This window comes from Streptomyces sp. NPDC031479 (genome assembly GCF_055581065.1).
On the sequence record NZ_JBVIKC010000011.1, the window covers coordinates 63,692 to 77,210 of the forward strand.

The 13,519-nt window shown below is 74.6% G+C and carries 12 protein-coding genes; all 12 read left to right on the forward strand.

Annotated elements, in window-relative coordinates; translation table 11 throughout:
• The first annotated feature begins 37 nt into the window (after positions 1-37).
• Positions 38-823 (forward strand): Tat pathway signal sequence domain protein, encoded by a 786-nt coding sequence (locus ACZ5D2_RS14860; protein WP_371676235.1) that lies wholly within the window; start codon positions 38-40, stop codon positions 821-823.
• Positions 824-869: 46 nt separating this feature from the next.
• On the forward strand, positions 870-2,081 hold the full coding sequence (locus ACZ5D2_RS14865; RefSeq protein WP_468929376.1) for an inositol-3-phosphate synthase: 1,212 nt from the start codon (positions 870-872) through the stop codon (positions 2,079-2,081).
• On the forward strand, positions 2,078-3,040 hold the full coding sequence (locus ACZ5D2_RS14870; protein ID WP_468929379.1) for an SCO3242 family prenyltransferase: 963 nt from the start codon (positions 2,078-2,080) through the stop codon (positions 3,038-3,040). The genes ACZ5D2_RS14865 and ACZ5D2_RS14870 overlap by 4 nt, the downstream gene beginning before the upstream one ends.
• Positions 3,037-3,948, forward strand: coding sequence for a sugar phosphate isomerase/epimerase family protein (locus ACZ5D2_RS14875; RefSeq protein ID WP_371676232.1), 912 nt, complete (start codon positions 3,037-3,039; stop codon positions 3,946-3,948). The genes ACZ5D2_RS14870 and ACZ5D2_RS14875 overlap by 4 nt, the downstream gene beginning before the upstream one ends.
• Complete coding sequence (locus tag ACZ5D2_RS14880; protein WP_468929383.1) at positions 3,945-4,667, forward strand: EboA domain-containing protein; 723 nt, start codon at positions 3,945-3,947, stop codon at positions 4,665-4,667. Before ACZ5D2_RS14875 ends, ACZ5D2_RS14880 begins: the two co-directional genes overlap by 4 nt.
• A 31-nt stretch (positions 4,668-4,698) precedes the next feature.
• Positions 4,699-5,556 carry a TatD family hydrolase gene (locus ACZ5D2_RS14885; protein WP_371676230.1) on the forward strand — a complete coding sequence of 286 codons (858 nt, stop codon included), beginning with the start codon at positions 4,699-4,701 and terminating at the stop codon, positions 5,554-5,556.
• A 21-nt stretch (positions 5,557-5,577) separates the two neighbouring features.
• Positions 5,578-6,807 (forward strand): metabolite traffic protein EboE, encoded by a 1,230-nt coding sequence (gene eboE / locus ACZ5D2_RS14890; RefSeq protein WP_371676229.1) that lies wholly within the window; start codon positions 5,578-5,580, stop codon positions 6,805-6,807.
• A complete protein-coding gene (locus ACZ5D2_RS14895; RefSeq protein ID WP_371676228.1) occupies positions 6,804-8,189 on the forward strand; it encodes an alkaline phosphatase family protein in 1,386 nt (461 codons plus the stop codon). The genes eboE and ACZ5D2_RS14895 overlap by 4 nt, the downstream gene beginning before the upstream one ends.
• A 30-nt stretch (positions 8,190-8,219) precedes the next feature.
• Positions 8,220-9,041 (forward strand): 4'-phosphopantetheinyl transferase superfamily protein, encoded by an 822-nt coding sequence (locus ACZ5D2_RS14900; RefSeq protein WP_371676227.1) that lies wholly within the window; start codon positions 8,220-8,222, stop codon positions 9,039-9,041.
• 96 nt (positions 9,042-9,137) lie between these two features.
• A complete protein-coding gene (locus tag ACZ5D2_RS14905) occupies positions 9,138-9,920 on the forward strand; it encodes a ferric reductase-like transmembrane domain-containing protein (protein ID WP_371676226.1) in 783 nt (260 codons plus the stop codon).
• Positions 9,921-10,107: 187 nt separating this feature from the next.
• Positions 10,108-10,887 carry an ABC transporter ATP-binding protein gene (locus ACZ5D2_RS14910; protein WP_266843146.1) on the forward strand — a complete coding sequence of 260 codons (780 nt, stop codon included), beginning with the start codon at positions 10,108-10,110 and terminating at the stop codon, positions 10,885-10,887.
• Complete coding sequence (locus tag ACZ5D2_RS14915) at positions 10,887-13,448, forward strand: ABC transporter permease (protein WP_371676225.1); 2,562 nt, start codon at positions 10,887-10,889, stop codon at positions 13,446-13,448. Before ACZ5D2_RS14910 ends, ACZ5D2_RS14915 begins: the two co-directional genes overlap by 1 nt.
• Positions 13,449-13,519: the final 71 nt, after the last annotated feature.

Consider the following 13,519-nt stretch of genomic DNA (forward strand, 5'->3'; position numbering starts at 1 on the left):
CGTCCGCATCCGAGACAGAGCCAGAAGGAGCACGACCATGCCGCTCAACTCCATGGACCGCAGGAGCGTCCTGCGGACCGCCCTGGGCGCCGCAGGCGCCGCGGCCGCGGTCACCGTCCTCGGCGCGGGCCCGGCGGCCGCCCACGGCCGCCGCCCGCAGCTGCCCAAGGTCGAGGGCCTGGTCGGCGACCGCTGGGCGAGCGAGTTCTGGTACGAGTACGACGAGATGTCCTACTACACGCCGTCGGACGGGATGAAGGCCGCGGTCGCGGCCATCACGGCGCCCTTCGGCGGCTTCACCAAGTCCTACGACGCCTGGCTCGCCACCCGCCAGGGCGGCCGCTACCCGCGCAGTTGGATGGAGCTCATCCAGCCCAACAAGGCCCACTTCGAGCTGCTCTCCCGCGAGCAGAAGAAGGTCTACGACAAGTGGTACGGCCACGACCCCAAGGGACTGGTCTTCGCCTTCCAGGAGTTCGGCCAGGGCACCCTGTTCGACCCGCGCCGCCCGGCCGGCAACAAGGTCCACATGATGAACTACACGCCGCCGGAGGCCACCCACGCCTACCACCGCTGGCACGCCTACCTGCAGTCCTTCCAGCTGCTCGGCATCGACCGCCGGTTCTGGGCGCACATCAACCGCCTCGCGGGCGCTGCCTGGGAACTCCAGTCCATCGCCAAGCCGGTGAACGACGCCAACGACAACAAGCACCTGCCCAGGCACGTGGTCCGCCACGTCACCGACAAGTGGCTGTGCCGCTCCGACGAGAAGGTCACCAAGGCCTTCGACGTCTGGCCCTACCCGGTCGACCTCGGCAAGTAGTCCGGCTGTACCCCCGCTCCACACGACTCAGGAGGATTGGCACACCATGCGAGACACGACCGGATCTTCACCCCGAATCGGCGTCTGGATGGTCGGCGCGCGAGGCTCGGTCGCCACGGCCGCCATCGCCGGCGTCGCCGCCATCGTCGCGGGTGCCGCCTCCCCCGTCGGGTGCGTCACCGAAACACCCCCGTTCCGTGACGCACCTCTGCCGGCCCTCGCCGACCTGGTGTTCGGCGGCCACGACGTCGTCGACACCCCCCTGTCGGCGAGGGCCGGCCAACTCGCCGGGGCGGGCGTCCTGCCCTTCGCCGTCCTCAAGGCCCTGGACACCCCGCTGGCCGCCGCCGAGCTGGAGATCCGCGACGGTTCCGCCCGCCCCGGCGAGTCGCAGTCCGACACCGCCGCCCGCCTCGCCGAGGACATGGCGGCCTTCCGCGACCGGCACGGCCTGGAGCAGGTGGTCGTCGTCAACGTCTCCTCCACGGAGCCGATGCCCGAACCCGACCCCGCCTTCCTGAGCCTGGCCTCCCTGGAGGCCGCCCTCACGGCCGGCTCCGTCACCCTGCCGGCGAGCTCCCTCTACGCCTACGCGGCCTTCACCGCGGGCTGCTCCTACGTCAACTTCACCCCGTCGGCGGGCGCCGCCCTGCCCGCCCTGGAGGAACTGGCCCGGCTGCGCGGGGTCCCGCACGCCGGCCGCGACGGCAAGACCGGCGAGACCCTCGTCAAGAGCGCCCTCGCCCCGATGTTCACCCAGCGCGCCCTGCGCCTGCGGTCCTGGTCCGGCACCAACCTGCTGGGCGGCGGCGACGGCGCGACCCTCGCCGACCCGGCGGCGGCCCGATCCAAGACCGAGTCGAAGCAGCGCAGCCTGGAGGAGACCGTCGGCCACGCGGTCCAGGGCCAGACGCACATCGACAACGTCCCCGAGATGGGGGAGTGGAAGACCGCCTGGGACCACATCTCCTTCGAAGGCTTCCTCGGCGTCCGGATGACCATGCAGTTCACCTGGCAGGGCTGCGACTCCGCGCTGGCCGCCCCGCTGGTCCTGGACCTCGTACGGCTGGCCGCGCTGGCCGGGCGGCGCGGCGAGTCCGGGGCCCTGGCCGCCCTCGGGTTCTTCTTCAAGGACCCGGCCGGCTCCACCGAGCACAACCTCACCCTCCAGTACGAGGCCCTCACCGCCTGGGCCGCGAACCCCGCCCCGGCGTCCACCGTGACGGGCGCCGATCCGCTGACGGGGGCCCGGCCGTGACCACCGCCACCGTCCCGGGGCACGACGCCCGCCCCGGGACCGCCGGCCCCGCCGGCGGGAGCGGACCCCTGCGGCTGCCGCCGTTCCCGGGCCGCGCCTTCCGCGCCCGGCGCACCCTGCGCGCCTACGCCGAGCTGGTCCGGGCGCCCGCCGCGATCACCGTGCCCGGCGACGTCCTGGCCGGCGCCCTCGCCGCCGGACGCGGCACCGGCCCCCGCACCCTCGGCCTCGCCGCCTCCTCCGTCTGCCTCTACTGGGCGGGCATGGCCCTCAACGACTGGGCCGACCGCGAGCTCGACGCCGTGGAGCGGCCCGAACGCCCGCTGCCGTCCGGCCGGATCCGCCCCGAGGCCGCCCTGGCCACCGCCGCCGGGCTGACCGCGGCCGGTCTCGGCGTCGCCGCTCTGGCCGGTGGCCCGCGCACCGCCCTGCGCCGCACCCTGCCGCTGGCCGCCGCCGTGTGGGCCTACGACCTCGGCGCCAAGGCCACCCCCCTCGGCCCCGCCGTGATGGCCACCGCGCGCGCCCTGGACGTCCTGCACGGCACCGGGCCCGCCCCGGTCCGCCCCGCCCTCGTCCCGGCCGCCGCCGTGGCGGTCCACACCCTGGGCCTGACCCGGCTCAGCCGCCACGAGGTCGACGGCGCCCCGCCCCGCGAGGCGGCCCTGACCCTCGCCGCCGCGGCGGCCGCGGCCGCCGGCACCGCGCACCGCGGCACCGGACCCGCCCAGGCGGCCGCCCTCGCCCTGTACGCCACCAGCTTCGGACCCGCCCTCACCCGCGTCCTGCGCGACCCCGCCGCCCCCCGCGTGCGCCGGGCCGTCGGAACCGGCATCCACGCCCTGCTGCCCCTCCAGGCCGCCCTGGCCGCCCGGGCCGGTGCGCCGCGCGTCGCCGTACCGCTCGCCGCGGCCCTGCCGCTGGTCCGCCGCCTCTCCCGGAAGGTGTCCTCCACATGAGCACCCCGACCGGACCGCGGTTCTCCTACGGCACCAACGGCCTCGCCGACCACCGTCTGGGCGACGCGCTGCGCCTCCTCGCCGACCTGGGCTACGAGGGCGTCGCGCTCACCCTCGACCACCAGCACCTGGACCCGTACGCACCCGGTCTCGCCGCGCGCGTCGACGAGGTCCGGCGCGCCCTGGACGCCACCGGTCTCGCCGTCGTCGTGGAGACCGGCGCCCGCTACCTCCTCGACCCGCGCCGCAAGCACCGCCCGACGCTGCTCTCCGCCGAACCCGAGGGCCGTCGGCTGCGCCTGGACCTGATGCGCCGGGCCGTCGGCATCGGCGTGGAACTGGGTGCCGGCGCCGTCCACTTCTGGAGCGGCACCCCCGACCCGGACACCACCCGCGAACAGGCCTGGCAGCGGCTGGTCGACGGCTGCGCCGAGACCGTCGGCCACGCCGAGGCCGCGGGCATCGACCTCGCCTTCGAACCGGAGCCCGGCATGCTCGTCGCCGACCTCGCCGGCTACCGCAGGCTGCTGGCCGACCTCGGCCGCCCGGACCGCTTCCGGCTCACCCTGGACATCGGCCACTGCCGCTGCCTGGAGCCCTACCCCGTGGCCGACTGCGTGGCACTGGCCGCCGACCGCCTGGCCCACGTCCAGATCGAGGACATGCGCCGGGGCACCCACGAACACCTGCCCTTCGGGGAGGGGGAGATCGACTTCCCGCCCGTGCTCGGCGCCCTCGCCGACGTCGGCTACCGGGGTCTCGTCTCCGTCGAACTCCCGCGCCACAGTCACGCCGGCGCCGAGACCGCCCGCCACAGCATCGCGTTCCTGCGCGAGGCGGCCGCCCGTCAGGCGTCCCGCGACACCCGTCCGCAGCAAGAGCCGTCGAAGGAGGCCGTACCGGCATGACCGCCCCCACCCTCGCCCCGCCCGTCCCGGTGGCACCCGCCCCCGCCGCCGACCACGCCGACCACGCCGTCCACGCCGACCACGCCGTCCACGACGCGCTGACCCTGCGCACCCTGGAGGAGTCCCTGCGCTCCGTCCTCGACCAGGAGCACCGGGCCGGACTCGTCGCCGACACCGCCGCCGTGGCCGCCGAGGGCCCCGCCGCCCTGGACCGCCGCTTCCCCGCCGCCGGACGCGACTACGGCCGCGGCCCCCTGCCCGGCTGGGCCGACTGGGCCGTCGAGGACGCCGTCCGCGCCGTCCTCCTGCTCGCCCTGACCCGCCACGGCACCTCCGGCGCCGCCCTCGCCCGCGAGGCCGGCGAACGCTACGCCCACGGGGACGCCGCCGAGCGCCGCGGCGTACTGCGCGCCCTGCCCTTCCTCCCGCTCGGCGACCGCGCGGTGCACCTCACCGACGACGCCGTACGGACCAACGACAACCGGCTCATCGCGGCCGCGCTGGGCCCCTACGCCCGCGCCCACCTCGACCAGTACCGCTGGCGCCAGGCCGTCCTCAAGTGCCTGTTCACCGGGATACCGCTGGCCAAGGTCGCCGGACTGCACGAGCGCCGGGACGCCGAACTGGCGCGGATGGCGCACGGCTTCGCCGCCGAGCGGCGCGCCGCCGACCGCCCCGTGCCGGCCGACCTGTGGACCGTAGCCACCCTCGACCACTGACCCCGCCACCCACCCCTACCGGAGCCCGACCATGCGCATCTTCGACCCGCACATCCACATGACGTCCCGCACCACGGACGACTACCGAGCGATGCACGCCGCCGGCGTCCGCGCGCTGGTCGAGCCCGCGTTCTGGCTTGGGCAGCCGCGCACCTCCCCCTCCAGCTTCACCGACTACTTCGACGCCCTCCTGGGCTGGGAGCCCTACCGCGCGGCGCAGTTCGGCATCAGCCACCACTGCACCATCGGCCTCAACCCCAAGGAGGCGAACGACCCGCGCTGCACCCCCGTCCTGGACCTGCTGCCGCGCTACCTCGCCAAGGACGGGGTCGTGGCCGTCGGCGAGATCGGCTACGACACCGTCACCGACGCCGAGGAGCACGCCTTCGCCGTCCAGCTCTCCCTCGCCGTCGAGTTCGGCCTGCCGGCCCTCGTCCACACCCCGCACCGCGACAAGGCGGGCGGCACCGCCCGCTCCCTGGCCGTGATCCGGGAGTCGGGCATCGATCCGGGCTTCGTCGTCCTCGACCACCTCAACGAGGTCACCGTCCGGGAGGTCCGCGACTCCGGCTGCTGGATGGGCTTCTCCATCTACCCCGACACCAAGATGACCCCGGACCGCATGGTCGCCATCCTCAAGGAGCACGGCACCGAGCGCATCCTCGTCAACTCCGCGGCCGACTGGGGCCACAGCGACCCGCTCCTCACCCGGGCCACCGGCGACGCCATGCTCGCCGCCGGCTTCGACGAGGACGACGTGGACCGCGTCCTGTGGCGCAACCCGGTCGCCTTCTACGCGCAGTCCGGCCGGCTCGGCCTGGACGGCTACACGGACGAGCAGGCCGCGGGGCTGTACGCCGGGAACTCGATCGCCCGCGGCGGAAACTGATCAGGAAAGAGGAGCCGCCTGATGCGCTTCCGCCACCCGGACGGCACCGCCGTCCACCTCGCCTACTGCACCAACGTGCACCCCGCCGAAACCCTGGAGGGCATCACCGCCCAGCTCGCCGCGTACGCGGAACCGGTCCGCCGCGCCGCGGGGGAGTCCGTCATCGGACTCGGCCTGTGGCTGCCGGTGGACGCGGCGGCGGCCCTCGCCGCCGACCCGGCCGCCGTCGGCCGGCTGCGCCGCGAGCTCACCGCCCGCGGACTGGAGACGGTGACCCTCAACGGGTTCCCGTACAAGGGCTTCCACGCTCCCGTGGTCAAGCGGGCGGTGTACTACCCGGACTGGTCCGAGCCCGCCCGCCTCGACTACACCCTGAACCTGGCCCGGGTCCTGGCCGGGCTGCTGCCCGACGACGCCGAGCGCGGCTCGGTCTCCACCCTGCCGCTGGCCTGGCGCACCGCCTGGTCGCGCACCCAGCAGGCCGCCGCCACGCGCCAGCTCGACAAGCTCGCCGCCGGACTGCGCCGCATCGAGGCGGAGACCGGCCGGACCGTGCGCGTCGCCGTGGAACCCGAACCGGGCTGCGTCGCCGAGACCACCGCACAGGCCGTCGAGGCGCTCAAGGGCGTCGACCACGAATGGATCGGGCTCTGCCTGGACGCCTGCCACCTGGCCGTCGCCCACGAGGAGCCGGACGCCGCCGTCGCCGAACTCCTGACCGCCGGACTCCAGGTGGTCAAGGTCCAGGCCTCCAGCGCCCTCCAGGCCGCCGACCCGGCGGACCCCCGCGTCCGGGAGGCCCTGGCGGCCTTCGCGGAGCCCCGCTTCCTGCACCAGACCCGCGAGGCCGCCCCGGCCGGCGGCGCCCTGCTCGGCTCCGACGACCTGGGACCGGCGCTGGCCGGGGCCCTGCCCGGCGAGGCGCCCTGGCGGATCCACTACCACGTACCGCTGCACGAGGAGCCGGCCCCGCCGCTGGCCTCCACCGGCCCGGTGCTGCGCGACACCCTCCGGGCCCTGTTCGGAGGGGACCACGCCGTCACCGACCACATCGAGGTGGAGACGTACACCTGGTCGGTGCTGCCCGAGGGCAGCCGGCCGGTGGGCGACGCCGGGCTGGCCCGGGGCATCGCCGCCGAACTCGACTGGACCGCCCGGGAGCTGACCGCACTGGGCCTGACCCGCACGGCGCCCGCCCCCGTACCGCCCGCCCCCATGCCGTCCGCCGCGCGGAAGGAGCCCGGCTCATGACCCCCACCGCCCGGAAGAAGACGGCCGTCCTGTGCACCGTCGGCCTCACCCCACGGCTGCTGCCCCACATGCCCAACGTGCGTGCCATCGGCGAGCGGGGCTTCGCGGCACCCCTCGACACGGTGTTCCCCGCCGTCACCGCCACGGTCCAGGCCACCCTCACCACGGGGACGCTGCCGCGCGACCACGGGGCGGTCGGCAACGGCTGGTACTTCCGCGACCACGGCGAAGTGATGATGTGGCGCCAGCACAACGCCCTGGTGCGGGGCGAGAAGGTCTGGCAGGCCGCCCGGCGCCAGGACCCGGACCACACCACCGCCTACCTGTGCTGGTGGTGGGCCATGGGCGCCGACGTGGACACCGTCCTGACCCCCCGGCCCGTCTACCACTACGACGGCCGCAAGGCTCCCGACTGCTACACCGTCCCGGCCGCCCTGCGCGACGAACTCACGGCGGCCCAGGGTGAGTTCCCGCTCTTCAACTACTGGGGTCCGACGGCCTCCCTCACCTCCACCCGGTGGATCGCCGGCGCCGCCCGGCACGTGGCCGACACCCGCGACCCCGACCTGTCCTTCATCTACGTCCCGCACCTGGACTACGACCTCCAGCGCTTCGGCCCCGACGGCCCCGAGGCCGTCCGCGCCGCCCGCGAGGCCGACGCCGCGCTCGGCCCGCTCCTGGACGACCTCCGCGAGCGCGGCACCACCGTCGTCGCCCTCAGCGAGTACGGCATCTCGCCCGTCAGCCGGCCCGTGGACATCAACCGCGCGCTGCGCCGCGAGGGGCTGCTGTCCGTCTACGCCCAGCGGGGCATGGAGTACCTCGACCCGTACACCTCACGGGCGTTCGCCGTCGCCGACCACCAGGCCGCGCACGTCTACGTGGCCGACCCGTCCGACGTCCCGCGCGTGCGCGACGTCCTGAAGTGCCTGGACGGGGTCGACGAGGTCTGGGACCGCACCCAGCAGGCCGACTACGGCATCGACCACCCGAACGCGGGCGAACTGGTGGCCGTATCGGAGCCGGACGCCTGGTTCACCTACTACTACTGGCTCGACGACCGGCGCGCCCCCGACTTCGCGCGCGGCGTCGAGATCCACCGCAAACCCGGCTACGACCCGGCCGAACTGTTCTTCGACCCCGCCGATTCGGCGGCCAAGGCGAAGGCCGGCCTCGCCGTGCTGAAGAAGAAGGCGGGCCTGCGGGCACCGCTGCAGGTGGTGCCGCTCGATCCGGGCTGCGTCCGCGGCAGCCACGGGCGGCTGCCCGAGGACGACCGGGACGGACCGCTGCTGCTCTGCTCCGACCCGTCGCAGGAACGCGCCCGCTACCACGCCACCGAGGTGAAGGACCTGCTCCTGCGCCTCGGTGGACTGACCTGACAACGCCCTCAAGGGGGAGAGGAGGATCCGATGACCAGCCAGACCCTGGCCGCCGTCCGCGGCCGCATCGACCACACCGACCACACCGGTGTACTGCCCGTGCCCGAATCGGCCGCACGGGAGGCGGCCAGACTCCGGGCGACCGGCGAGGCCCACGTCTGGTGGTGGCCGCTCGAAGACCGGGTCGACCAGGCCGACTTCGACCTGCTCGACGAGGTCGAGCAGGTCCGCGCACGGCGGTTCCGTCTGGAACGGGACGCCGCCGCGTTCATCCGTACCCGGGCCGGTGCCCGGCGCGCCATCGGCGGGCTGCTGGGCGTGGACGCACGTGAGGTGGCCCTCGGCCGCCGCGTGTGCCCCGGCTGCGGTGACCTGGAGCACGGCCCGCCGGCCGTGGCCGCCCCCGCCGTCGGACTCGCGCTGAGCCTGACCCGGACCAGCGGCTGCGGGGTGCTCGCCCTGCACGCCGGCGACTGGATCGGGGTGGACGTCGAGGCCCTGCGGCCCGTCGAGTCCGGCTCCCTGGCCGGCGTGGTGCTCGCGCCCGCCGAGCACGCGTACATCCTGTCCCTGCCCGCCGGGCCCGAGCGGACCGCCGCCTTCCACCGGGTGTGGACCCGTAAGGAGGCCGTTCTGAAGGGAGTCGGGCTCGGGCTCCTCGGCATCGACCTCAACGCGCTGGACGTCCGGCCCGGCACGGCCGGCCCCGTCGAGGTGGAGCACGGCTACCAGGGCGAGGTCAGCAGCTGGCAGATCGACGACCTCGACCTCGACGGGAACTGGTCGGCCTCCCTGGCCCGCCCCGTCGACGGCTCCCCCCTCGGGGCGGTCCACCGGCACCGCCCCGCCTGATCCGCGTCCGCCCGCCCCGGACCCGCCCCCGCGGCGGGGTCCGGGGCGGGCGCACGGCCTCCCCGCACGGAGAACCCACCCCTCCCGGAGCTCCTCATGGCCCAGCCCGCCCTCCAGACCGCCGCCCCCGCGCCCGCCCCCGCGCCCGCCCCCACGCCTGCAGCCGCGCCCACGGCCGCGCCCGCCGTGGTGTCCGCCGTGCCCGCCGCGCCGGCCGCGCCCGCCACCGTCCCGGCCGCAGCCGCCCCGACCGCCGCTCCCGCCCGGCCAGGGCCCCCGCACACCCCCGCCCCCGGGGCCCGCGCCGTGGCCGCCGGGGTGCTCGCGGTCGCCCTGCTGCTGTCCGCGGGCGCCCTCGTCGGCGGCGCGCTCCAGGACTTCCTGGACCGGATGGCCGGGGTCTTCGCGCTGGTCGCGCTCTCGGTCTCGGTGATGCTCGGCCTCGCCTCCGTCTTCCGGGACGTCCTCACCCCCGGCCGGCGGCAGCTCGCCCAGCTCCTGCACCGCGCCGCGGGCCTGGCCGGGGTCGGCTTCCTGCTCGTCCACATCGGCGTCAAGGTGGCCGGCGAGGAGATCGCGGCGAGCGACGTCCTCCTCGGCAGCGGGGACCTCCTCGTCGACTTCGGCTCCCTGGCCGCCCAGCTCTTCGTGCTCGCGCTGATCACCGGCCTGTGGCGGGGCGTCTTCGCCACCCGCCGCTGGATCCGCCCCTTCCGGATGCTGCACGGGCTCGCCTACGCCGGCTGGGTCGCCGGGGTCGTCCACGGACTCGGCGCCGGCCGGACCCCCGCCCCGTGGGTCACCGCCTGCTACGTCCTGTGCCTCGCGGCCTCCGCCGCGGCCCTCGTCCACCGCTGGAGGAGGGGCCGCCGCCGCTGAATCCTCCCGCGAACGTCCCTTTCCGGCCGCAGGCGCCAGCCCGCGGCCGGAAAACCGTACCCCGGGGCCTTTTGAGTAGAGGGAATATAGAACCGCCGTCCAGGATCGGTGGTGTTGCATCCGCCACATCTTGCGGATGAGGCTGCTGACATTCCCCCCTCAAAAGCTTTGGAAGGACTGGTCGCGCATGAGGACCGAGACGAACAGCCGCCGCGGGCAGAACGGCGCCGGGTCCCCGGGGTTCGCGCTGCGCCTGGACGGAGTCGTGAAGGAGTACGGAAAGGCCGGCCGGGGCGTGCGGGCGCTGGACGGGGTCTCGGTGGGCATCGAGCGCGGTTCGTTCACGGCCGTCATGGGACCCTCCGGTTCCGGCAAGTCGACGTTCCTGCACTGCGCCGCGGGCCTCGACAAGCCGTCGAGCGGTTCCGCGTACATCGGTGACACCGAGCTCGGGGGAATGAACGAGACCCAGCTGACGAAGCTGCGCCGCGAGCGCATCGGCTTCGTCTTCCAGGCGTTCAACCTCATCCCGGCGCTGTCGGTACGACAGAACGTCGAGCTGCCGCTGCGCCTGGCCGGCGAGCGCCTCGACTCCGGCTGGCTGGAGGAGATCCTCACGCGCGTGGGCCTGGGCGGCCGTGCCACCCACCGCCCCGCGGAGCTCTCCGGCGGCCAGCAGCAGCGCGTGGCGATCGCCCGTGCCCTGATCACCCGCCCCGACGTCATCTTCGGCGACGAGCCGACCGGTGCCCTCGACACCGTGACCGCCAAGGAGATCCTCTCCCTGCTGCGCTCCTGCGTCGACGAGACCGGTCAGACCGTGGTCATGGTCACCCACGACCCGGTCGCCGCCTCCTACGCCGACACCGTCCTCTTCCTCGCCGACGGCCGGATCGCCGACCGCATGCAGGCCCCCACCGCCGACCGCGTCGCCGACCGCATGACCCACCTGGGAGCGTGGGCCTGATGCTGCGTTATGCGTTGCAGACCCTGCGCGCCCGCAAGGGCGGCTTCATCGGGGCGTTCCTCGCCCTCTTCTGCGCGGCCGCGCTCGTCACGGCCTGCGGCATCCTGCTGGAGACCGGGCTGAGGGGGACCATCGGCACCGAGCGCTACGCCGGCGCCCCGGTGATCGTCGGCGGCGACCAGAACGTGCACCAGGTCACCGTCAAGCAGAAGGGCGACAAGACCAAGACCAAGAAGAAGGAGAAGCCGCTCGGCGAGCGCGTCTGGCTGCCCGCCGACACCGTCACCAAGGTCGCCTCGCTGCCCGGCGTCCGGGCGGCGCTGCCCGAGATCACCTTCCCGGCGTACGCGGTCACCCCCAAGGGACAGGTGGTCCCGGGCGTCGACGACAAGCCCTCCTTCGGACACGCCTGGACCTCCGCGCCCCTGACCCCCTTCACCCTGGCCGAGGGCGCCGCCCCGGTCGGCGCCGACGAGGTCGTCGTCGACCGTGAACTGGCCCGGCGGGCCGGCATCAAGCCCGGCACCGAACTGACCGTCCAGGCCACCGGTTCCCCGCGCGTCTACCGGGTCACCGGCATCGCGGCCCCCGCCGGCCACGACCTCAAGCAGCAGACCTCGCTGTTCTTCTCCGACGCCGAGGCCGGGCGGCTGTCCGGCCGCGCCGACCAGGTCGCCGTCGTCGGAGTGCTGCCCAAGGAGGGCGTGTCCACCTCGGAGCTCGCCGGCCAGGTCCGCCAGGCCCTCGACGGCACCTCCGCGGAGGTGGTCACCGGCGGCGAGCGCGGCCCGGTCGAGTTCCTCGACGCGGCCAAGGCCCGGATCAAGCTGGTCTCCATGGGCGGCGCCATCGGCGGCACCTCGCTGCTCGTCGCGATCCTCGTGGTCGTCGGCACCTTCGCCCTCTCCATCCAGCAGCGCTACCGCGAACTGGCCCTGCTGCGCGCCATCGCGGCCACCCCCAAGCAGGTCCGCCAGCTCATCGGCCGCGAGGCGCTGATCGTCGGCGCCCTCGCCGGTGTCCTCGGCTCGATCACTGGCCTGCCCATCGCCTACTGGCTGCACGGCAAGTTCGTCGGCTTCAAGGCGATCCCCGACACCCTCGAAGTCACCTTCAGCGTCTTCCCGTTCTTCGCCGCCATCGGCGCGGCCCTGCTGGGCGCCTGGGCAGCCGCCCGGATCTCCGCCCGCCGCACCGCCCGCATCCGTCCCGCCGAGGCCCTGTCCGAAGCGGCCATGGAGCAGCGGAACTTCGCCTGGGGCCGGCTCGGCGCCGGCGCCGCGTTCCTGGCCGGCGGGATCGTACTGCTCGCCGTACTCGCCGCGCTGCGCAGCGAGCCGGCGTCGACCCCGGTGACGTTCCTGTCGGTCGTCGTGCTCTCGGTGGCGGTCTCGCTGCTCGGGCCGCTGATCGCCCGGATCGCGGTCGGCGTCCTCGGGGTCCCGCTGCGGGCCTCCCGGGTCGGCGGCTACCTGGCCACGGCCAACGCCCGCGCCAACACCAAGCGGGTCTCCGCGGCGGTCACCCCGCTCGCCCTGCTGATCGGCATGGCCTGCACCGTCTTCTTCGTGCAGACCACGATGGGCGCGGCGGCCACCGCCCAGGCCCAGGCCGGCAACAAGGCCGACTGGGTCGTCGGGGCGGCCGGACCCGGCGTGCCCGCCCAGGCCGCCGAGAACCTGCGCAAGGTTCCCGGCGTGTCGGCGGTGACCGAGGTCGTCCGCACCTCCGTGCGCGTCGGCCTGGAGAAGTACCCGGCGCAGGGCGTCTCCACCGACGGCCTGACCCGCACCTGGGACCCGGGCGTCACCGGGGGCACCCTGGACGGCTTCGGCGCGCAGAGCGTCGCGCTGAGCGACGTGGCGGCCGACAACCTGGGCAAGAAGCCCGGCGACAAGCTGAAGCTGACCCTCGGCGACGGCACCGAGACCGAGCTGACCGTCGCGGCCGTCTACGACCGCGGCCTGGGCTTCGGCGACCTGACGATGTCCCACGAGCTGGTCTCGAAGCACGTCGACAACCCGCTGGCCTCCTCGCTGCTGGTCAAGACCGCCGACGCGGGCAAGCCCGGCCGCGCCGACCTCCAGAAGGCCCTCGCCGGCCTGCCGGGCGTCGGGGTGCTCGACCGCGACCAGGTCAAGGACCTGCAGGCCGAGGTCCAGCAGTCCAACGCCGAGGTGAACTACGTCGCGATGGGCCTGATCATCGCCTTCACCGCCATCGCCGTGGTCAACACGCTGGCCATGTCGGTGTCCGACCGCACCCGCGAGTTCGCGCTGCTCCAGCTCGTCGGCACCACCCGGCGCCAGGTGATGCGCATGCTCCGCATCGAGGCGGCCCTGGTGATCGTGATCTCCTCGGTCCTCGGCACCGGCATCGCCTTCGCGGTGCTCACCGCCTTCAGCATCGGGATGACCGGCTCCGCGTCCCCCTCCATCGACGGCTGGATGTACCTGGGCGTCCTGGGCTTCGCGGCGCTGCTGACCGCCCTGGCCACGCTGGTCCCGGGCCGTCTGGCCCTGGCGGGCCGGCCGGCGGACGTCATCAGCTCACGGCAGTAGGCACCACGACGGCCGGAGGGCCGGCCCCCACAAGGGGCCGGCCCTCCGGCCGTTCCTACCGGCTCTCGAAG